The 21,534-nt window shown below is 60.8% G+C and carries 19 protein-coding genes; 2 read left to right on the forward strand and 17 right to left on the reverse strand.

Going from position 1 to position 21,534, the window contains the following annotated elements; genetic code table 11:
• Positions 1 to 20 precede the first annotated feature (20 nt).
• From ybeY to mutS, 15 genes are all read right to left on the reverse strand, one after another.
• Positions 21 to 527, reverse strand: coding sequence for an rRNA maturation RNase YbeY (gene ybeY / locus AC13RM_RS20155; protein ID WP_113231872.1), 507 nt, complete (start codon positions 525 to 527; stop codon positions 21 to 23).
• An 18-nt stretch (positions 528 to 545) separates the two neighbouring features.
• The gene (locus AC13RM_RS20160) at positions 546 to 1,598 is read right to left on the reverse strand and encodes a PhoH family protein (protein WP_113231871.1); all 1,053 of its coding nucleotides are present in this window, start codon (positions 1,596 to 1,598) and stop codon (positions 546 to 548) included.
• Between the two features lie 30 nt (positions 1,599 to 1,628).
• Positions 1,629 to 3,041, reverse strand: a complete 1,413-nt coding sequence (miaB, locus tag AC13RM_RS20165) for a tRNA (N6-isopentenyl adenosine(37)-C2)-methylthiotransferase MiaB (protein ID WP_488555448.1) — start codon at positions 3,039 to 3,041, stop codon at positions 1,629 to 1,631.
• A gap of 61 nt (positions 3,042 to 3,102) precedes the next feature.
• Complete coding sequence (olsA, locus tag AC13RM_RS20170; RefSeq protein ID WP_488555449.1) at positions 3,103 to 3,900, reverse strand: lyso-ornithine lipid O-acyltransferase; 798 nt, start codon at positions 3,898 to 3,900, stop codon at positions 3,103 to 3,105.
• Positions 3,901 to 3,930: 30 nt separating this feature from the next.
• A complete protein-coding gene (locus AC13RM_RS20175) occupies positions 3,931 to 4,359 on the reverse strand; it encodes a Fur family transcriptional regulator (RefSeq protein WP_488555450.1) in 429 nt (142 codons plus the stop codon).
• 121 nt (positions 4,360 to 4,480) lie between these two features.
• A complete protein-coding gene (locus tag AC13RM_RS20180; RefSeq protein ID WP_488555451.1) occupies positions 4,481 to 4,975 on the reverse strand; it encodes a GNAT family N-acetyltransferase in 495 nt (164 codons plus the stop codon).
• A 2-nt stretch (positions 4,976 to 4,977) separates the two neighbouring features.
• Positions 4,978 to 5,634 carry a tRNA (adenosine(37)-N6)-threonylcarbamoyltransferase complex dimerization subunit type 1 TsaB gene (gene tsaB / locus AC13RM_RS20185; protein ID WP_374820602.1) on the reverse strand — a complete coding sequence of 219 codons (657 nt, stop codon included), beginning with the start codon at positions 5,632 to 5,634 and terminating at the stop codon, positions 4,978 to 4,980.
• 27 nt (positions 5,635 to 5,661) lie between these two features.
• The gene (locus tag AC13RM_RS20190) at positions 5,662 to 6,228 is read right to left on the reverse strand and encodes a NifU family protein (RefSeq protein ID WP_113231865.1); all 567 of its coding nucleotides are present in this window, start codon (positions 6,226 to 6,228) and stop codon (positions 5,662 to 5,664) included.
• A 116-nt stretch (positions 6,229 to 6,344) separates the two neighbouring features.
• Positions 6,345 to 6,836, reverse strand: a complete 492-nt coding sequence (locus AC13RM_RS20195; protein ID WP_285175534.1) for a universal stress protein — start codon at positions 6,834 to 6,836, stop codon at positions 6,345 to 6,347.
• A gap of 75 nt (positions 6,837 to 6,911) precedes the next feature.
• Positions 6,912 to 7,976 carry a tryptophan--tRNA ligase gene (trpS, locus tag AC13RM_RS20200; protein ID WP_488555452.1) on the reverse strand — a complete coding sequence of 355 codons (1,065 nt, stop codon included), beginning with the start codon at positions 7,974 to 7,976 and terminating at the stop codon, positions 6,912 to 6,914.
• A 222-nt stretch (positions 7,977 to 8,198) separates the two neighbouring features.
• Complete coding sequence (locus AC13RM_RS20205) at positions 8,199 to 8,591, reverse strand: VOC family protein (protein WP_488555453.1); 393 nt, start codon at positions 8,589 to 8,591, stop codon at positions 8,199 to 8,201.
• A 245-nt stretch (positions 8,592 to 8,836) separates the two neighbouring features.
• Positions 8,837 to 10,438, reverse strand: a complete 1,602-nt coding sequence (gene murJ, locus AC13RM_RS20210) for a murein biosynthesis integral membrane protein MurJ (RefSeq protein WP_374820609.1) — start codon at positions 10,436 to 10,438, stop codon at positions 8,837 to 8,839.
• Entirely contained in the window at positions 10,435 to 13,350 is a 2,916-nt protein-coding gene (locus AC13RM_RS20215; protein WP_374820612.1) for a [protein-PII] uridylyltransferase, read from the reverse strand. The genes murJ and AC13RM_RS20215 overlap by 4 nt, the downstream gene beginning before the upstream one ends.
• 118 nt (positions 13,351 to 13,468) lie before the next feature.
• Entirely contained in the window at positions 13,469 to 13,762 is a 294-nt protein-coding gene (locus AC13RM_RS20220; RefSeq protein ID WP_113231860.1) for a hypothetical protein, read from the reverse strand.
• A gap of 28 nt (positions 13,763 to 13,790) precedes the next feature.
• Positions 13,791 to 16,448 carry a DNA mismatch repair protein MutS gene (mutS, locus tag AC13RM_RS20225; RefSeq protein ID WP_374820891.1) on the reverse strand — a complete coding sequence of 886 codons (2,658 nt, stop codon included), beginning with the start codon at positions 16,446 to 16,448 and terminating at the stop codon, positions 13,791 to 13,793.
• A gap of 197 nt (positions 16,449 to 16,645) precedes the next feature.
• Between mutS and AC13RM_RS20230 the strand changes: the two genes are divergently transcribed.
• Both AC13RM_RS20230 and AC13RM_RS20235 read left to right on the forward strand, forming a co-directional pair.
• Positions 16,646 to 18,934, forward strand: coding sequence for an NADP-dependent malic enzyme (locus AC13RM_RS20230; protein WP_374820616.1), 2,289 nt, complete (start codon positions 16,646 to 16,648; stop codon positions 18,932 to 18,934).
• A gap of 77 nt (positions 18,935 to 19,011) precedes the next feature.
• Positions 19,012 to 20,421, forward strand: a complete 1,410-nt coding sequence (locus AC13RM_RS20235; RefSeq protein WP_113231857.1) for an adenylate/guanylate cyclase domain-containing protein — start codon at positions 19,012 to 19,014, stop codon at positions 20,419 to 20,421.
• Between the two features lie 6 nt (positions 20,422 to 20,427).
• Here the strand turns inward: AC13RM_RS20235 and olsB are convergent, their stop codons facing one another.
• Together olsB and AC13RM_RS20245 are read right to left on the reverse strand one after the other, a co-directional pair.
• Complete coding sequence (gene olsB / locus AC13RM_RS20240) at positions 20,428 to 21,306, reverse strand: l-ornithine N(alpha)-acyltransferase (protein ID WP_113231856.1); 879 nt, start codon at positions 21,304 to 21,306, stop codon at positions 20,428 to 20,430.
• Positions 21,239 to 21,517, reverse strand: a complete 279-nt coding sequence (locus tag AC13RM_RS20245) for a hypothetical protein (protein WP_146214373.1) — start codon at positions 21,515 to 21,517, stop codon at positions 21,239 to 21,241. The genes olsB and AC13RM_RS20245 overlap by 68 nt, the downstream gene beginning before the upstream one ends.
• Positions 21,518 to 21,534: the final 17 nt, after the last annotated feature.

Here is a 21,534-nt window from a genome sequence, read left to right on the forward strand (position 1 = left end):
CTGGTCAGACAGGGTTCAAATCAAATGGGGTCTTGTCCCGCATAGGGATCAGATAGGCCAAGACTAGCCAAAATGCGAGTCTCCAGCCCCTCCATTCTTTCGGCTTCGCTATTATTCATATGGTCGTAGCCGAAGAGATGCAAGAAACCATGCACCATCAAATGCGTCAGATGGTCGTCAAAACTCTTTTCGAGATCGACCGCCTCACGCTCCACCGTCTCCCTGGCGATGATGATATCGCCCAGCATCGGGCCGGGCTTGCCGCCGGGTTCAAGCGGGAAAGCCGGAAAAGAAAGTACATTCGTCGCCTTGTCCTGTGACCGCCATTCCGCATTGATCTCGCGGATCGAAGCGTCATCGGTAAAGACCAGCGACAATTCGGGCGCCATTTTTGGAAACGGCTGCTTCTCGTATTTCTTGAGATAATTCGCAGCTTCGCCTAGCACGCGCTCGGCAAGCGACTGCAATACCTCTTCGGAGGGCCAATCGCCCTCCTCCACACTGATCTGTATATCGAGTTCGGCCATGAGCTTTCGTGCCGCAGATCAGATCTGCGGATCGCTTTCCTCTGCCTTTGCGGCATAGGTGGAATCGTAGGCCCGGACGATGCGCGCCACCAGCGGATGACGGACAACGTCCGTATCCTTGAAGCGGACGATGGTGATGCCCTCGACGCCGTTCAGCAGCTCGAGCGCCTCCACCAGGCCAGACTTAACGCCGCGCGGCAAGTCGATCTGGCTTGGGTCGCCCGTCACGATCATCCGCGAGTTTTCGCCGAGACGCGTCAGGAACATCTTCATCTGCATGGATGTCGTATTCTGTGCCTCATCGAGGATGACGGCGGCATTGGCAAGCGTGCGGCCGCGCATGAAGGCAAGCGGCGCGATCTCGATGACGCCTGCCGTGATGGCACGTTCGACCTTGTCCCCGGGCATCATGTCGTAAAGCGCGTCATAGAGCGGGCGCAGATAGGGATCGACCTTTTCCTTCATGTCGCCGGGCAGGAAGCCCAGACGCTCGCCGGCTTCGACGGCCGGGCGCGACAGGATGATCTTCTCCACCGCACCGCGCTCCAGGAGCTGGGCGGCGTGGGCGACGGCGAGATAGGTTTTGCCCGTACCGGCCGGGCCGACGCCGAGGACGAGCTCGGAGCGCTCCAGTGCCCGCATATAGGCATCCTGAGTCGGCGTCCGCGCAATGATCGTCTTCTTGCGCGTCGAAATCTGCGCCATCGTCAACTTGGCTTTTCTCTCCATGGTCGGCAGCGTCAATTGGTCGTCGGCGGCAACCGCCATGCGGATTGCCCCTTCCACGTCGGAAGGTTCCACATTGCCGCCTTTTTGCAGCTTATCATAGAGGTAATCGAGCGTGCGGCGCGCCTGATTGGTGGCCAGCACATCGCCTGTGATGACGACGGAGTTGCCGCGAGCGCGGGCGTCGATACCGAGGCGCTCCTCAAGCAGCTTCAAATTCTGGTCGAACTGCCCGAAAAGCTCACTGGCGAACCGATTGTTCTCGAACGTCAGGGTGAAGTGATTGGCGTCGCTCGCGGTGCGGGGCTGGCGCGATGAAGAAGAAACCAATTCCTGTCCGTTCAAGCGGTGCGGCTCCTTTGGTCCGTCCGGAATCTAGAGCAATTCAGCGAAAAGGCTGTTGGTGCTGGTTCCGGTGATTCGTACATTAATAATGTCACCGATTTGCGATGCTTTTGCATCAACATTCACAGACTGCAGCCAAGGGGAGCGTCCAATCAACTGGCCCGGCATCCGGCCCGGCTTTTCCAGAAGGATATCCACTGTTTTGCCCACGCAGGCCTCCGCAAACGCATGCTGCTGCTTCAGCAACAATGCCTGCAAACGCTCCAGCCGTTCGGTCTTGACCTCTTCGGGCACCTGATCCTTCAACTCCGCGCCAGGCGTACCTGGCCGTGTGGAATATTTGAATGAGAAGGCCTGTGCATAATTCACCTCCTCAATCAGTCTGAGTGTATCCTCAAAATCCTGGTCTGTCTCCCCCGGGAAGCCGACGATGAAGTCACCCGAAAGGGCAATATCCGGGCGCGCCGCACGGATTCTCTCGATGAGAGTGAGGTATTCCGCCGCCGTATGCCGTCGGTTCATTGCCTTCAGGATGCGATCCGAGCCGGCCTGAACCGGAAGATGCAGATAGGGCATCAGCGTCCGCAGGTCGCGATGCGCGCCGATCAGGCGGTCGTCCATATCGCGCGGGTGGCTGGTCGTGTAGCGCAGGCGCGCGAGACCAGGGATTTCCGCCAGACGATAGAGGAGATCGCCAAGGCTCCAGGCTTCGCCCTTCGGGCCGGCGCCATGCCAGGCATTGACGTTCTGGCCGAGCAGCGTGATTTCGCGCACGCCGCCATCCACAAGTTTTTCGGCCTCTTCGACGATCTGGGAGACCGGACGGGAGACTTCGGAACCACGGGTATAGGGCACGACGCAGAAGGTGCAGAACTTGTCGCAGCCTTCCTGCACCGTCAAAAAGGCGGTGACGCCGCGGGCGCGGATCTTCGTCTTCTCTGCGATCGGCAGATGCTCGAACTTGTCCTCGATCGCATATTCCGTGTCGACGACGCGCTGGCCTTCCTTGGCGCGGCGAAGCGCTTCCGGCAGGCGATGGTAGGTCTGCGGGCCGATGACGACATCGACGGCGGGCGCACGGCGCAGGATTTCCTCGCCTTCGGCCTGGGCGACGCAGCCGGTAACGCCGATCATCATTTCGCGGCCGTCGGCGGCCTTGCGCTTCTTCATCTCGCGCAGACGACCAAGCGCGGAATAGACCTTTTCGGCCGCTTTCTCGCGGATATGACAGGTGTTCAAAAGGACGAGATCGGCCTCTTCCATGTCCTCGGTCGGCTCGTAGCCGTCGCGGGAGAGCGCATCGCTCATCCGCATGGAATCATAGACGTTCATCTGGCAGCCGTAGGTCTTGATGAAGACCTTGCGGCTGTTGGAGCCGTCGCGGGAACCGAGCTGCAAAGCGTCGGTCGCCGGGGCGTCGAGGGTCAGGCTATCCTTGGTCATGGGCCGCTATGTAGTGGCTTTTGCTTTCGGAGAAAATGAAAAAGTTGGAATCACCCGGAAATCAGGCGATCTCGCGCCCGAGCAGGCGGCTGGCAAGCATATTGCGGATGCGCCTGGCGATAGTGGCGCTGACTTCCTTGCGATTGGTGCCGGCGCGATAATCCACCGCCTCGCCGAAACAGACGTCGACATCGATGGCACCGCACTGGATGATGCCCTTCAGGTGCGGCACAAGCTCAATATCTCCAGGCCATGCCGTCAGCGGGCGATAATAGCGACCCATCGGTGTTCCATGGACGCGGGTATAGGCGACCGCGACCGGCTGAACATGCACGACGGCATCCGGCGCCTTCGGCAAGGCGGCGGCGGCAGCACCGAACAGCGAGGATTTGACTTCGAGCAGCCGATTGCCGTCAGAGGTCGTGCCCTCGGGAAACAGCACCATGATTTCGCCATCCGCCATGCGGTCGGCGATCTCGTTCACCTGCTCGCCGGTCTTGCGCTTTTGCTCCCGCTCGACGAAGACGCTCTTCTGCCACTGTGCGAAAAGCCCGAAGATCGGCCAGTCCCGCACTTCCGACTTGGCGATGAAGGAGACGTCGGCCACCGCCGACAACACGAGAATATCGAGCCAGGATGAGTGGTTGGACGCCAGCATGAGAGGCCGGCTCGTCTCCATCTTGCCGACCACGTGGATGCGCACGCCAAGCCAATAGCAGACGACGCGATGCCAGTAGCGCGGCAGATAGCGCCGGAGCTTCCAGTCGAAACGCAAACAGAGGATCTGCAACGGCAGCATCACGGCGCTGACGACGCCAATGACCACGGCGGCACAGCCGATGCGCAGCCAAGTCATCAAATCGCTCGCTCCTGGATGAAAGCCTTCACGTCAACCTTCGTCCTTCTTCAGCGGGATGCCGTAAAGCTCCAGCCGGTGGTCGACGAGTTTGAAGCCATGTTCGCGGGCGATGCGTTCCTGCAGAGCCTCGATCTCCGGCGAATGGAATTCGATCACCCGGCCGCTTTTCAGATCAATCAGGTGATCATGATGTTCTTCCGGCACGGTTTCGTAGCGGGAGCGGCCGTCGCGAAAATCGTGGCGGGCAAGAAGGCCGGCATCCTCGAAAAGCTTTACCGTGCGATAGACCGTGGAAATCGAGATCTTGGCATCCACCTCGACCGAGCGGCGATAGAGCTCCTCGACATCGGGGTGATCGCCGGAGCTCTCGATGATGCGCGCAATGACCCGGCGCTGCTCCGTCATGCGCATTCCGCGCTCGGCGCAAAGCTCCTCCAGGGATTTTACGGCGTCTTCCATCAATCGCTGTCTTCGGTCTGTTTGGACTGTGGCAACAGTTAGAGCGTCGAATTGCTGCTCTAACTATTTGTTTTGCCGCATTTGTGCGACGCCAGGTGATGCCACTTGGCTGCAAAATGCTCTAGCGAAGAACGCGGCGCATGACAAGCGCCGTCGATTTCGCGCCGTTGTCGCCAACATAATAGGCCTTGCGCTCACCGACCGTCTCGAAGCCGAGCTTGCGATAGAGGCCGAGAGCCGGCTGATTGCTGCCGTCGACCTCCAGGAACATGGTTTCGCCGCCGCGATTGCGGGCTTCCCGCAAAGCTGCCTGCATCAGCCGCCAGCCGAGACCGGAGCGTCCGAGCTTGGCGTTGACGGCGATCGTCAGGATTTCGCCCTCGCCCGCCACATGCCGGGCCAGCACGAAGCCGGGAAGCGCCTTTCTGAGGATGGCATTGGTCTGACGGGCGACGAAGCCGAAGGTAGTCTCCTGTCCGAGGAGGCCTTGAAATTCGCTCTCGTCCCATACCCGCGGGAACCGTTCGCCATGCAGGAGCGCCACTTCGGCGCAATCCTTTAGTTCCATCGGAACGATTTCGTATTCGGCTTTCAAGGTAAGGTAGGATTCGAGCATGTCTATTGCCTGGCAACTGCGTATCCGGCCTGCGGTCTGGCATCGGGTCCGCGAAGATAAAGCGGCTTCGGCTTTTCGCCGGCAGGCTTGCCAGCGCCCAGCCGGGCGACGACGGCAATCGGAAATGCGTCTGGCCGCTCCGCAGGCGGCGCGTCGCTCAACCGGGCGACGGCCGTTCCAGTGACAACCCCGTCGAACGCGCCAGCAATCGCCCGCGCTTCGTCGATCGTCACGGCCCGAGCCTCGTCCAGCGGGTTGCCATCGGCATCGAAGCCCTGGAGATAGATCTCCTCGCGCTTGGCATCGATGGCAGCCAGAACCGACTTGCCCGGATTCTGCGCTCTGGCAGTCGCCGCCATGACCTCGAGGGTCGTGACGCCAACCGCTGGAACATCGAGGGAAAGTGCAAACCCGCGAGCTGCGGCGACGCCGATGCGGATGCCGGTGAAGGAACCGGGGCCGACGGTCACGACGACACGCTCGATCGCCGAAAGCGCCACACCGGCTTTCGCCAGCGCCTCGTCGACAACGTGCATCAAATGCTCGGCATGCCCCCGTCCGATCGTTTCCGTGACCTCCCCCATCACAGAATCACTGCCGCTATCATACACAGCGGCAGCGCAATCCACACCTGCCGTGTCGAGCGCCAGTACGATCATGTCAAATTTTCCGAAAAGCCTGGGATATTAAACGGCTTCGACTTCCTGAACTTCCGGCACGAAATGGCGCAGCAGGTTCTGCACGCCATGCTTCAGCGTCGCCGTCGAAGACGGGCAACCGGCGCAAGAACCCTTCATGTTGAGATAGACCTTGCCGTCGCGGAAGCCGCGGAAGGTGATGTCGCCACCATCCTGGGCAACGGCCGGACGAACGCGGGTTTCAAGCAGCTCCTTGATGGTCAGCACGATCGACTCATCGCCCTCGTCGAAAAATTCGCCGCCGGCATCCTGTACTTCGGAGAGAACCGATGCGGTGCCCATGACCGGCTTGCCGGACATAAAGTGCTCCATGATCGAGCCGAGAATGGCCGGCTTCAGATGCTGCCATTCCTGCTGTTCCTTGGAGACGGAAATAAAGTCGTAGCCGAAATAAACGCCGATCACGCCCGGGATCTCGAAGAGGCGGGCAGCAAGCGGCGACGCTTCGGCTTCTTCGGCGCTGCGGAACTCGGCCGTGCCGCTTTCCATCACCACTTTGCCCGGCAGGAACTTGAGGGTCGCGGGGTTCGGCGTCGCTTCGGTCTGAATGAACATCTTGATCTCCATGCGGCGGGCGAAAACCCGGTCCCGACTTTAGAATATTTCAAAAGAAGATAGGCCTTTTGGCCATTCTATTCAAGAGAGTGTTTCTCAAGAAATGGCACACGCGATCAACTCAGCGCGTCGATTTCCTCATTGCTCAGCGTGTCCGGAAGCACTGTCACCGGGATCGGAAAAGCGGCAGCTCGACCGGCGATCGACGAAACCAGTGGGCCGGGACCTTCCTTGGCCGAACCGGCGGCAAGCACGAGAAGCGCGATATCCCGGTCCTCCTCGATCGCGGCATTGATCTGCTCGGCAGCAGCACCCTCGCGGATGACGATTTCAGCATCGATGCCGATGTTTTCGCGCACGGTCTGCGCAGCCTTTGCGGTTGCCGCCTCGGCCTCCTCGCGTGCTTCCGCCCGCATGATCTCCTCGACCCCGAGCCATTGCTGGAAGTCACCCTCGGGGATCACATAGAGCAGTACGAGACCGCCATTGGAATTCTTGGCGCGCCGGCCGGCATAATGGACGGCGCGCTGGCATTCAGGCGTGCCGTCGATGACCGCCATGAACTTGCGGCGATGACCTTCGAGCCGTGAAAGACGTTTTGAAACCATACGGCGACTCTGACACCCGAAGGCGGCGTTTTGCAAGCCCCCGTTTGGCAACGGGAGCTCTCCATTACGACATCATCAATAGAGAAAGCCGATAATGTCGCGAACCTGCTTCATGGTGACGTCGGCGCGGGCGCGGGCGCGGGCACTGCCATCGCGCAGAATAGCATCGATATGGCCGGGATCTGCCATCAGGCGGCGCATTTCCATTGTGATCGGCGAAAGCACATGCACGGCGAGATCGACCAGTGCCGGCTTGAAGACGGAGAACTGCTGGCCACCGAATTCCGAGAGAACCTCGGCCTTCGATTTATCGGCCAGCGCTGCATAGATGCCAACCAGATTGTCGGCTTCCGGCCGGCCGGCAAGGCCGGCGATTTCGCTCGGCAAACCATCCGGATCGGTCTTGGCCTTGCGGATCTTCTTCGAGATGTTTTCCTCGTCATCGAGCAGGTTGATGCGCGAGAGGTCCGATGCGTCGGATTTCGACATCTTCTTCGTGCCGTCGCGCAGCGACATGACGCGCGGCGCCGGGCCATCGATCAATGGTTCGACCATCGGGAAATAGGCATGCACCGGCTCGTCGCCGACGGTGATATCGATGCCGTAGCCCGTGCGACGGATATGCTCCATATAGTCCAGATTGAACTTCATGGCGATGTCGCGGGTCAGCTCCAGATGCTGCTTCTGGTCGTCGCCGACCGGAACATGGGTGGCGCGATAGAGCAGAATGTCGGCGGCCATCAGGCTCGGATAGGCATAAAGACCGAGCGAGGCCTGCTCGCGGTCCTTGCCGGCCTTGTCCTTGAACTGCGTCATGCGGTTCATCCAGCCGATACGGGCGACGCAGTTGAAGATCCAGGCAAGCTCGGCATGTCCCGGCACGGCCGACTGATTGAAGACGATATGCTTTTCCGGATCGATGCCGGCGGCAAGGAAGGCCGCAGTGATCGAACGCGTCTGGTTCGGCATGTCCTCATGGACGAGCTGCGCCGTCAGCGCATGCATGTCGACGACGCAATAGATGCAGTCGTTGTTGGCCTGCAGGGCCACGAACTTGCGGATCGCGCCGAGATAGTTGCCGAGGTGGAGATTGCCGGTAGGCTGAACGCCGGAGAATACGAGCGGCTTGAATTCGGTCATGTCGTCCTCAAAAGGCTTGTGGAGGGCCTAGAGCATGATGCCGAAAAGTGTACGCGGTTTTCGGACGACATCATGCTCCATATTTTTGATTCCGGAGCCGGATGATTTTCGGTCGTTCTACCGAAAATCATCCGGCTCTGGGCGAGCGGCGCTCGACCCTTGGTTTCGAGCGGCTTATGCACGGCGGATAGGTTGGGATCAAGAGGTTATATGGGGGCAGTCTCAGGAAGAATGCTGGATCAGATCCCAGGTGTTGCCATAGGGATCGGCAAAGACCGCCACGGTGCCATAGACCTCATGGCGCGGCTCCTCCAGAAAGCGCACGCCCTTTGCCTTCATCGCGGCATGATCGTGGGCGAAATCATCGGTCTTGAGGAAGAAGCCGACGCGGCCGCCGGTCTGGTTACCGATCGCCGCACGCTGGCTGTCGCTGGCGGCTTGAGCGAGCAATAGCGCGGCGCCCTCCGTGCCTTTCGGCCTGACGACGACCCAGCGCTTGCCCTCCGGCTGCACCTCATCCGCCAAGCAATCGAAACCGAGGGCATCGCAGTAGAAGGCCTTGGCGCGATCATAGTCATCGACGACGAGGGCGACGAGGAAGAGGGATTGGGACATTGGGGCTCCACTTTTGGCAAAGTCGTCCCCTCGCCCCGCTTGCGGGGAGAGGGCTAGGGTGAGGGGCCATGCACAAACGTTCGGCGTGGGCAGACTATCTTGGCCAGCCGCTAAAGCGGCGATGCCTACATACTTTAACTCTGCGGGAGCCTCAATGAACGCCCCTCATCCGACTTGTCGCGATCTCACTTTGTTCGATGGCGCCAAGCCACCTTCTCCCCGCATTGCGGGGCGAAGGCGCTTTGTTACTCCCCATTCACCGCCTTCGCATCCGACGCTGGCGCGCCCCGCTTGCGCTTCAAATTGCGGCGCACCATGCCCAAATCCACGCCGCCGATCAGGAAGGCGACAATGAAATACACCGCCATCGCAATCAATATGAGCAAGCCCAGGACACCGGTCTTGGTGAGCAGCGTCGAGCCGGACCCCAGAAGCGGCTCCCACCGATGAGACAAATATACGATGACGCCACCCATGACGGCGGAGGAGACGAGCAGCATGATGGTGCGGCGCACCAGCGACCATTCCCAGGCGAGATGACCGCGGCGATAGAGTGTAACGAAGAGCTGTACAGCGTTCAGCCAACCGGCAACCGCCTCAGCGAGCGCAATGCCGCGTTCGGCCAGCACCGGGAAGAGCAAGATGGACAGCGCCGAATTGACGGCGACGGCGACCGCCGTGTAGCGCATCGGCGATTTCGTATCTTCGCGAGCGTAAAAGCCGGGCTGCAAGGCCTTGATCAGCACGAAAGCCGGCAAGCCCAGGCCGAAGATGGCGAGGATGGAGCCGACCAGCGTTGTATTGTTCGCGTTAAAGGCGCCGCGCTCGTAAAGCACGCGGATGATATCGTCGGAGAGTAGCCAAAGGGCGACAGCAGCCGGCAGGGTCAGGAACAGCACGAATTCGATCGAGCGGTTCTGGATATTGGCGGCTTCCTTGATATGGCCTGACTTCAGCGAACGGGCCAGTTCCGGCAGAAGCACGATTCCGACGGCGACGCCGACGACGCCGAGCGGCAACTGGTAGATGCGGTCTGCATATTGCAGGGCGGCGATCGCGCCTTCCTTGCCCGAGGCAATCGCCTGGCCGATCACCAGATTGATCTGAGTGACGCCGCCGGTGATGGCCGCTGGGATGGCAAGAAGCAGGAGCCGCTTGACATTGGGCGTGAAGCGCGGAAAGCGCAGGCCGATACTGATGCCGGCATGACGCACGCCGATATAGACGACCGCCAGCTGCAGCACGCCCGCCACCAGCACCGACCAGGACAAGTACCAGGCGGTGCTCAGCGGATCGGCGCCGAAATAGATCGCGTAGAACAGCGCGCTGATCATCACCAGGTTCAGGAAGATCGGAGCCACAGCCGCGGCGAAGAAATGATGCAGCGAATTCAGCATGCCGCTCATCATCGCCGTCAGCGACATCGACATGAGATAGGGGAACATCACGGCAGCCAGCCGGACCGTCAGGTCGAATTTCTCGGCATCGTCGGCGAAACCTGGCGCTATGACCCAACGCACCAGGAGTGGCATGGCCAGTTCCATGACGATGGTAATCAGCAGCAGGACCGAGAAGAGAACGCCGAACACCTCTTCAGAAAAACGCTTGGCGCCGTCGATGCCGTTGGCCTCGATTTCCTTGGCAAAGAGCGGCACGAAGGCGGCGTTGAAGGCGCCTTCGGCAAACAAGCGGCGGAAGAGGTTCGGAAAACGAAAGGCAGCGTAGAACACGTCGGCCATCGGCCCGGTGCCGAGGGCGGCAGCCATCAGCGTTTCGCGGGCGAAGCCGAAGATGCGGCTGCCGAGCGTCGCGCCACCGACGGTGATGAATTTCTTGACTAGGCTCATGCGGCTGAACCGGCTTTCTTCTCGGTGTCTGACTTTTCGACGGCGACGCCGCGCGTGGCGGCCGGCGCGATGATGCCGGAGGGCATGCGCTCGCGCATTTCATCCTCCTCACCGGCCATGACGGCTTTCAGGCGTGCGGTGATATAGGCTCGCCTGTTCTCGTTGGAAATCTTCTGCCCGACGAGATCGGCGACATAGAAGGTGTCGATGACCTTCTCGCCGAAGGTGGTGATGCGGGCAGACTGGATATCGAGCGACAGATCCGAAAGAACGGCGGTGATTTCCGACAGCAGGCCCGGGCGGTCGAGGCATTCGACCTCGATGACCGTAAACTTGTTGGAGAGGCTGTTGGTGATGATCACCGACGGCGGGATGACGAAAGCCTTGTTCTTGCGGCGGTTCTTCGTCCGTGTCGCGATGACCTCCGGCAGCCGCTTGCGGCCGGCCAGCACATCCTCGATCATCTTGCCGATGGTGGCGGCACGGCGCAGTTCATCGGCATCATCGGGGAATTCGCGGCTGACATGGATGGTGTCTAGCGCGCGGCCGTCCGATGTCGTGAAGATCTGCGCATCGGCGATATTGGCTCCGGCCGCGGCGCAGGCGCCGGCGATCACGGTCAAAAGACGCGGATGGTCGGGCGAGAGCACGGTGATCTCGGTAATGGCGTGGAAGCTGTCGGTGCGTACCATCGTGGCGAGCACCTTGCCCGCCTTGTCGGATTCACGCATGAACTGCGTATGGCGGATTTGATCTTCCAGCGGCACGGACAGCAGATAGGGCTGATAGTGGAGCTTGACGTAGGCCTTGCGCTCCTTCTGGCTCCAATCAGCAAGTGCATGTTCCAGGGCTCCGGCGGCAGCTTCGGCGCGTTCCTTGCGCGAGACTTCGGAGAACCCGCCTGACAGCAGCAGCTCGGTTTCATAATAGAGCGTGCGCAGCAGCTGGCCCTTCCAGCCGTTCCAGACGCCAGGACCGACGGCGCGGATGTCGCAGACGGTCAGGATCAGCAGCATCTTCAGCCGGTCGAGCGACTGCACCCGGTCGGCGAAATCGATAATGGTCTTGCGGTCGGTCAAGTCGCGCGTCTGGGCGACCATCGACATGGTCAGGTGTTCGGCGATCAGCCAGACCACCAGCTCCGTCTGTTTCGGCGAAAGGCCGAAGCGCGGGCAGAGCTTGCGTGCAACTGCGGCACCGGCTTCCGAATGGTCTTCCTCGCGGCCCTTGGCAATATCATGCAGCAGCACGGCGACATAGAGCGCGTCGCGATCCTCGATATTGGGCATCAGCTTGTTGGTGAGCGGATGAATATCCTCGGCCTTGCCCTTGTCGATTTCCGACAGCACCTCGACGGCACGGATGAGATGCTCGTCCACCGTATAGTGGTGATACATGTTGAACTGCATCATCGAGACAATCTTGCCGAATTCCGGAATGAAACGCCCGAGTACGCCGGCCTCGTTCATGCGGCGCAGGATCAGAGCGGGATCGCGCTTCGAGGTGAGGATCGAGAGGAAGAGCCGGTTCGCCTCCTCGTTCTCGCGCAGATCGTTATCGATCAGGCTCAGCGAGCGGGTGACGCGCTTCAATGCATCCGGATGGAATTCAAGCCCGTTGATATCGGCAACGAAGAACAGCCGGATGAGACTGACCGGATCGCGCTTGAAGACATCGGGATTGGCAAGCGCGATCCGGCCGCGGTCCTCGACGAATTCGACGGTACCGGGAATCTTGCGCGAGCGGTTGGCAAAGCGGCTGATGACGCCGGTGAGGCCCGGGGTAGCCTTTGCCTGCTGGTCCTCAAGTGCCGCGCAGAGGATGCGGGTGAGATCGCCGACATCCTTGGCGACAAGGAAATAGTGCTTCATGAAGCGCTCGACGGCCGAAAGGCCCGGGCGGGCGTGATAGTCGAGGGCTGCAGCGATATCGCGCTGGATATCGAAGGAAAGCCGCTCTTCCGCCTTGCCGGTCAGGAAATGCATGTGGCAGCGCACGGCCCAGAGGAAATCCTCGGCCTTTTCAAAGAGGCGGTATTCCTGCTTCGAGAGCACGCCGAGCTTCACCAGTTCGGCGGGATCGCGGACGTGGTAGTAATATTTCGAGATCCAGAACAGCGTGTGCAGGTCGCGCAGGCCGCCCTTGCCTTCCTTGACGTTCGGCTCGACCAGATAGCGGGTGTCGCCGGCCTTGCGATGGCGTTCGTCGCGTTCGGCGAGCTTGGCGGCGATGAATTCCGGGCCGGTATTGGTGACGATTTCCTTGTCGAAGCGCGCCTGCAGCTCGCGCTCCAGCGCGACGTTGCCGCAGATATAACGGGTTTCGAGAATGGCGGTGCGCACCGTCATATCGGACTTGGCCTCGCGGATGCATTCCTCGACTGTGCGCGTGGCATGGCCGACTTTGAAGCCCATGTCCCAAAGCATATAGAGAATGAATTCGACCGCCTTGTGCGTCTCGCTCGCCGGCTTTGGCTGGAAGAGGAAGAGAAGGTCGATATCGGAGCCAGGCGCCAGCGTATCGCGGCCATAACCGCCGACGGCGGTGACGGAGAAGGCGCCAGCCTGTTTCGGATAGACGTGACGGACGGTGAAATCGTAGATGACGGTGATGATCTGGTCCTGCAGCCAGGAAATCCGGTGCGCGCAATTGAGCCCGCTGCCGTCGGCGATCAGCAATCGCCGTGCTTCTTCCCGTCCATCCTGGCTCGCCTTTTTCAACAGCGCCAGCAGCGCGGAGCGCTCTTCATTCTTGTCCAGGCCGCGTTTGGCGAGAGCCTCGCACTCCGCCTTCAGCGCGGATACATCGAGAATGGTCGAAAAATCGATATGATGCGTTTCCATGCTCTGCCGATCGGCTTTCTCTTCGCTGACCGCGGCCCGTTGCCGGCGCGCCTGTCTTTTCGTCTGCATGCGCTATAGCCTCTTTGGCCCACGATTAACACAGGCATTCTGGGCCTGGTCTTTCCATGATTTTTACCGGACCAAAGTTGACGAAGCGTGACGGCAATCGACGCAGAAGCCGGCGGTTTTAGGGCCTTGCCGGCTCGATCGCCCGTCTGAGCTCGTTCAAGCTATATAATATGTTTCGCGACTGGGCGCCGATCTGCGTCACCATTTCGCGCTCGCATTCCCAATAACCGGCCTTGGCGATCTTCGAGCAAATATCGGAAATGCGGCTGCAGGACAGCGTGATATCGAGCAGGCCGCGATCGGATTCACAGTCCGGGGCCTCCCCCTCGCCACAGATCTTGCCGCGCGCGGCGATCGGAGAGAAGCGCTCACCCAGAGTGCGGACTTCGGCGAGAAGAACTTCGAGATACATCATATTGCCCTTGGAATATCGCCTGTGGTCAGCTGCTTTTGGTCAGCGTTTTCTTCAGTTCATAAAGCACATCCAGAGCGGCGCGTGGCGTCAGATCGTCCAGATCCAGCGTTTTCAGCCGTTCCTCGACCTTGGACGGCTCGCGCCGGCCAACGGCCTCCTCTCGGCGGACGGCCACCTGGAAGAGAGGCAGATCATCGATGAGCTGGCTTGCCGGATTCTTGCGGTCAGCATCTTCGAGCCGCGTCAGGACATCGCGGGCGCGCGCCACCACGGACGCAGGAAGGCCGGCGAGACGCGCGACCTGAATGCCGTAGGAGCGATCGGCCGCGCCCGGCCCGACCTCATGCAGGAAGATGACGTCGCCATCCCATTCCTTGACACGCATGGTGGCATTGGAAAGCCGGCCGAGCTTCTCCGATAGCACGGTCAGCTCATGGAAATGCGTGGCGAAGAGACCGCGGCATCGATTGGCCTCGTGCAGATGCTCGACGGCTGCCCAGGCGATGGAAAGGCCGTCGAAGGTGGCAGTGCCGCGCCCAATCTCATCAAGGATGACGAGAGAGCGTTCCGTCGCCTGATTGAGGATCGCCGCCGTCTCAACCATCTCGACCATGAAAGTCGAACGGCCGCGGGCCAGATCGTCGGAAGCGCCGACGCGCGAGAACAGCCGGTCGACGATGCCGATATGAGCCGAAGCGGCCGGCACGAAGGAGCCCATCTGCGCGAGAATGGCGATCAGCGCGTTCTGGCGCAGGAAGGTCGACTTACCGCCCATATTCGGGCCGGTCAGGAGCCAGATGGCGCCATCCTTGCCATCAGCCTTCGGCGAGAGATCGCAATTGTTGGCGACGAAGGGGCCGCCGGCCTGACGGCGGAGCGCCTGCTCCACCACCGGATGGCGGCCGCCCTCGATGGCGAACATGCGGCTGCCATCGACGATGGGCCGGCAATAGGCCTGTTCCTCGGCAAGGAGCGCAAGCCCGGCTGCGACATCGATCACCGACAGCGCGCGAGCGCCGGCCTTGATCGCCTCGGCAGCAGCCACCACGGCTGCGACCATGCGATCAAAGGCCTCGAGCTCGATGGCGAGCGCCTTGTCGGCGGCGTTGGCGATGCGGCTTTCGAGATCGGCAAGTTCCGTCGTGGTGAAGCGCATGGCATTCGCCATGGTCTGGCGATGGATGAAGCGCGCCTTAGCCTCGCTGGTGTCTGTCATGGGGCCGGCGTTGCCGGCGGTGACCTCGATGAAGTAGCCGAGCACATTATTGTGCTTGATCTTCAATGATTTGATGCCGGTTTCCTCGGCATATTGCAGCTGCAGGCCGGCGATGACGCGGCGCGACTGATCGCGGAGTGCCCGCACTTCGTCCAGCTCGGCATTCGCCCCTTCCCTCAAGAAACCGCCGTCGCGTTTCAGCAAGGGCAGCTCGTCGGCAAGGGTCGCGGCAAGCATCGCCTCAAGATCGGCGGGCAAGGCAACGAGCCCGGTCAATGCAGCCTTCAGCTCTTCCGGCAGAAGTGCAGTTCCGAGCATGCGGGCAACGTCGGTTGCGGCTGCCAAGCCCTGGCGGATCGCCCAGAGATCGCGCGGGCCGCCACGATCGAGCGCGAGGCGCGACAGGGCGCGCGGCATGTCAGGCACATGCTTCAATGCCGAACGCAGATCGCTGCACAGCGACGGCTCCTCGGTCAGAAAACCGATCGAATCCAGACGCTCATTGATGCGCTGAGGATCGGTCAGCGGCGACATCAGCCGTTCGGCGAGGAGGCGGGCACCGCCGCCGGTCACGGTGCGATCGATCGCCTTCAGGAGCGAGCCGTTGCGATCACCGGAGAGCGTGCGAACCAGTTCCAGATTGGCGCGGGTGGCGGGATCGATGAAGAGCGTCGAGGCGCCGCTTTCGCGCTCCGGCAACCCCAGCGGCGGCCGCTCGGCGAGCTGGGTCTTTTCGACATAGGCGATGGCGGCGGCAGCGGCGGCCAGTTCGGCCCGGGTGAATGTGCCGAAACCATCGAGCGTCGACACGCCGAAGTAACGGGTGATTCGCCCCTCAGCGCTGGCGCTGTCGAACAGCACGGCCGGCTGCGGGACCGCCGTGCGGCCGAGAATGTCGAAAACCGGCTTCAATTCCGGATCGTGGAACATCGTATCCGGCAGGATCAGCTCTCGCGGATCGATGCGCAGGATATCGGCGAGCAGCCTTGACGCCTCCGTCTCGGCGAGGCGGAAGACGCCTGTGGAAATATCGATCCAGGCGAGCGCCAGCTGCGGCTCGGCACCGCCGCGAATGCGTGTCAGAGCCATCAGATAATTGGATTCCGAGGGCGAAAGCAGCTTCTCTTCGGTGATCGTACCTGGCGTCACCAGGCGCACGACATCGCGCCGCACCACCGACTTGCCGCCGCGCTTCTTGGCTTCCGCCGGATCTTCCACCTGCTCGCAGACGGCGACGCGAAAGCCAAGGGCGATCAGCTTTTGCAGATAATCGTCGGCTGCATGAACTGGCACGCCGCACATGGGGATATCCTGCCCCATGTGCTGACCGCGCTTCGTCAGCGTGATCCCAAGCGCACGCGAGGCATCGACGGCATCTTCGAAGAACAATTCGTAGAAATCGCCCATGCGGTAGAACAGCAGCGAACCGGGATTGTTCGCCTTGATCTCGATATATTGCTCCATCATCGGAGTGGCCGAGGCGCGGCTTTCCTCCGAGGCAAGCTCGGCGGCCGAGAAAGCATCGATGCTGGCGTTAATACGTTCGTTCACGGAGGTGCAGTTTTTCCAAAAAAATGAGGTGCCACCCTATCCGCGCGCCGCTATAGAAGACAACAGCTATCGGGCAAGAGGGACCGGTCGCCCACAGGAGGTTTGGAGGAACTATGGCTGACAGCAAGAGCAAGTCGCGTCCGGGAACGGGGATTACCGATCAGGAAGCATTGGACTTCCACAAGAACGGCCGCCCCGGCAAGCTTGAGATCAACCCCACCAAGCCGATGGCGACACAACGCGATCTTTCCCTTGCCTATTCGCCCGGCGTCGCCGTTCCCGTCAAGGCGATCGCCGCCGATCCAGCTACTGCCTACGATTATACCTCGCGCGGCAACATGGTTGCCGTCATCTCCAACGGCACGGCCATTCTCGGCCTCGGCAATCTCGGCGCACTCGCCTCCAAGCCCGTCATGGAAGGCAAGTCCGTCCTCTTCAAGCGTTTCGCCGACGTCGATTCGATCGATCTTGAGATCGACACCGAGAATGTCGACGAATTCATCAATTGCGTGCGCTATCTCGGCCCTTCCTTCGGCGGCATCAATCTGGAAGATATCAAGGCACCCGACTGCTTCATCATCGAGCAGCGCCTGCGCGAGCTGATGGACATTCCCGTCTTCCATGACGACCAGCACGGAACGGCCATCATCGCCGCTGCCGGGCTGATCAACGCGCTGGAGCTGACGGGCCGCGATCTCAAGACCACCAAGCTCGTGTGCAACGGCGCGGGTGCTGCCGCCATCGCCTGCATCGAGCTGATCAAGTCGATGGGCTTCAATCCGGAGAACGTCACCCTTTGCGATACGAAGGGCGTAATCTACCAGGGCCGCAGCGAAGGCATGAACCAGTGGAAGTCGGCACATGCGGTCAAGACCGAGAAGCGCACGCTGGCAGAAGCGATGAAGGGCGCCGACGTCGTCTTCGGCCTGTCTCAGAAGGATGCCTTCTCCGAGGAGATGATCCGCTCCATGGCCGACCGGCCGATCATCTTCGCCATGGCCAATCCCGATCCGGAAATCACGCCGGAGGAAGTCGCCCGCATCCGCGACGATGCCATCATGGCGACAGGACGCTCGGATTATCCGAACCAGGTCAACAACGTCCTCGGCTTTCCCTATATCTTTCGTGGCGCGCTTGACGTGCGCGCGACGACCATCAATGACGAGATGAAGATCGCCGCCGTCAACGCGCTGGCGAGCCTTGCGCGCGAAGACGTCCCCGACGATGTCGTCGCCGCCTATCAGGGTGCAAGGCCGCGCTTCGGCGCACAATATATCATTCCCGTGCCATTCGACCCGCGGCTCATCTCGGCAATCCCGGTGGCCGTCGCAAAGGCCGCGATCGAGAGCGGCGTGGCGCGCCGCGAAATAAAAGACATGGAAGCCTATGCGCGCGAACTCTCGGCCCGGCGCGATCCGATCGCCTCGACGCTGGCGCAGCTCTACGAGCGCGTCCGCCGGCATCAGAAGCGCATCGTCTTTGCCGAGGCGGAAGAAGAGCAGGTCATGCGCGCCGCTCTCTCCTATGCCAATCAGGGGCTCGGCACCGCCATCCTGCTCGGCCGCGAGGATCTGATCGAGGCAACCGCCGAACGCGCCGGCATCGATCTCAACCGCCCCGGACTTGAGATCGTCAATGCCCGCATCTCGAAGCGGGGCGATGCCTATATCGATTATCTCTATGCCCGGCTGCAGCGCCAGGGCTACCTGCATCGTGACGTGACACGCCTGATCCACAACGACCGCAATCACTTTGCCGCCTGCATGGTGGCGCTGGGAGACGCGGACGGAATGGTGACGGGCGTGACGCGCAACTATTCGACCGCGCTCGGAGACGTGCGTCGCTGCATCGACGCCAAGCCGGGACACCGGGTCATCGGCATATCGATCGTGCTTGCACGCGGCCGAACCGTCTTCGTTGCCGATACCGCCGTGCATGACATGCCGACCTCGGAAGAACTGGCGGATATCGCCGAGGAAGCTGCCGGCTTCGCACGGCGCATGGGCTATGAACCACGCGTCGCCATGCTCGCTTATTCCACCTTTGGCCACCCCCCGGGCGAACGCTCCGAGCGGGTGCGCGAAGCGGTTGATATTCTCGACAAGCGCTATGTCAATTTTGAATTCGACGGCGAAATGGCCGCCGATGTGGCGCTTGACCGCAAGCTTATGGAAAGCCTCTACCCCTTCTCGCGGCTTTCGGGGCCCGCAAATGTGCTCATTATGCCGGCTTTCCACTCCGCGGCGATCTCCACCAAGATGCTGCAGGAACTCGGTGGCTCCACGGTGATCGGCCCACTGCTCGTCGGCCTCGACAAGCCGGTGCAGATCACGTCGATGGGTGCCAAGGATTCCGATATCGTCAACATGGCCGCCATCGCGGCCTATGGCGCAGGTTCGTAATCACTACCCCCTAAAGACTGAGCCGGCGGCCGAACAAAGGTGATGGCTGCCGTATCAATTCGGTGTAAAATAGAGGAATGAGTGAAGCTCAGGTCCTGTTCGGAGTGCTGCGCCATTCAGCGCAGCCTGACATTGTCGATGCTATCGAGCGGCTCGTCCTTGAGGCACCCGACCGCAAGCTCAACCGTGTGAATGCACTCGCCTTCGCGGCTGCCCACGGCTTCAACGAAGAACAGACCATTAATGCCTTCCTGCACGCATCTCGCCTGGGCCTGTTCGAGATGTCGTGGAATGTTCTTTGTCCCGGCTGCGGTGGGGTATTGGATGCCAATACCTCGCTGAAAACCGTGCAAAGCGACACCTATAACTGTACGCTTTGCGCGGCCGGCTACGAACCGACGCTCGATGAGATGGTCGAAGTCACCTTCACTGTCAGTCCGCGCGTGCGCCACATCGAAGCGCATAATCCGCACGACCTGCCTCCGCTTGAATATTTCCGCCAGATCTATTGGGGTTCGGGCATCGACCTTCCCGATGAGGGGTACGAAGAGAAAGTCGATCAATTCGTGCTGGAATCCCTGGAACTGCCGCCCGGCGAGAAAGCCGTCATATCGCTTCAATTGCAGGCGGAATTTACCATCATCTTCGAGCCCGTCACGCATGCAGCGCAATTCCTCGATGTGAAGGGTGAGCCATCGAAAGAGCGCCAAGCTCTTTCGCTCGTTTTCGACCGCATGCACCGCCACAGCGAAGCCATAGAATTGCGGCCCGGACCGTTGCGCATCCAGATGGAGAACCACACGGATCTTCGCGTGCTGCCATCGATCTGCGTGGCCAACGAAGCTCTTCATACGCTGCTCGGACAACGCCGGCCATTTCTGACCGCCAAGCACTTGCTCTCCAATCAGACCTTCCGCGACATCTATCGCACGGACACGATCGACATCGATCAGCGACTGAAGATCACCAGCCTCACCTTTCTGTTCACCGATCTGCGCGGTTCGACGGAACTATACGAAAGGGTCGGCGATCTCGCGGCCTTCGATCTGGTCAAGACCCATTTCGGCATCCTGCACGAAATCGTAGCGGCGGAGGCGGGTGCCGTCGTCAAGACCATCGGCGATGCCGTCATGGCGACCTTCCCGACGCCGGACCGAGCGCTCACTGCGGCGATGCGGATGCGCGAGGCCATGCTGAGCCTCAACAACGAACGCGGCAACGACGATCTTCTTCTGAAAATCGGCATTCATGAGGGGCCGTGCATCGCCGTGAGCCTGAACGAACGGCAGGATTATTTCGGGCAGACAGTCAATATCGCATCCCGCGTCCAGCATCTCGCGACATCACGGGAGATCTTCGCCACCAGCTCGGTGCTCGATCATCCTCGGGCCGCCGAACTGATGACGAGGCGCGGCCTCACGCCGCAATCGCATCATGTCGCGCTGCGCGGCATCACCGATGCGATCGATATTTTTGCGATCCCTTGATAGTCCTCAGCTGGCAAAGCGACCGGCATCCGCTCCGTAGTAGTTCACGTAGCGGTTGGAGATGCTGGCAATCGGCAGCACGATCAGAACGTCCGTCGTGTTGAAGGCTTGATCGACGACGGCGGTCGAGCCGACCATGGCGCCAAGGCGTAGATAGCCCTTGATCAAGGGCGGCATCGCCATCAGCGCTTTTTTCGGATTGATGGCCTCGACCGGCATCAGGTCCATGGTCCGAGCGAGCGACGGCAGCGCGCCGACGGCCCAGTCATCCTTGGCGACAACATTGTGATAGAGAAAGGACAAGGCGAGCGCGTGCTGTTCCGGCAGGACACCAGGAAAGGAGGCGCAACCGATCATCGCGCCCATGCCGTGCTTCAGCGCATAGGCCCAATTGCCCTGCCACAGCAGCTCTACCGTGCGCTTATTGCGGTAATCCGGCAGCACGCAGGAGCGGCCGAGTTCCATGAAACGCTTGTCGGGATGACGGGCAAGCAGCGTGTCGATGTCGAATTCCGACGACGAATAGAAGCCGCCATTGGCCATGGCCACTTCCTGGCGCAGCAGGCGGTAGGTGCCGACGATCTGGTCTTCCGGATCCCCTTCGAGCGAGCGATCCAGCACCAGAAGATGGTCGCAAATGGCGTCCCAGCTATCGACGTCGCGTTGACGACGCATGGCGTCGGCCGGCAATTGCGCGTTCATCTCCTCGACGAAAACGCGGTAGCGTACGGCCTGAGCGGCATCGATTTCGCGCGCTGTGCGGGCAAGGCGCGTTTCGAGATTTCCGATGCGTCCGAGCACATCGCTGGCAACCGGTTCAACCGTTGCCTTTGAAGACTGAACCATTTCGCCCTGAGCTTCGCGATTCAAGATTTCGATGGACATGGCGATTCTCCCCCTGCGGGCCGATATAGCGCCATAAACCAAATTCGTGCGACAGGAAAGTGACACGCAGCTTGGTTAAAAGCAAGAAGCGTGCCCATTGCAATTTTTCGAATGGACGCGCCGTCCCCAATTTAGCGATGACAATTGCCGTAAGTTGAGCCATATCGCCGGCCTCTATCGGGCATTGATGAGCCGGCTTTGCAATTTTCATCCGCAGATCATGGATGA

This window comes from Martinezella sp. CNPSo 3732, assembly GCF_057784515.1.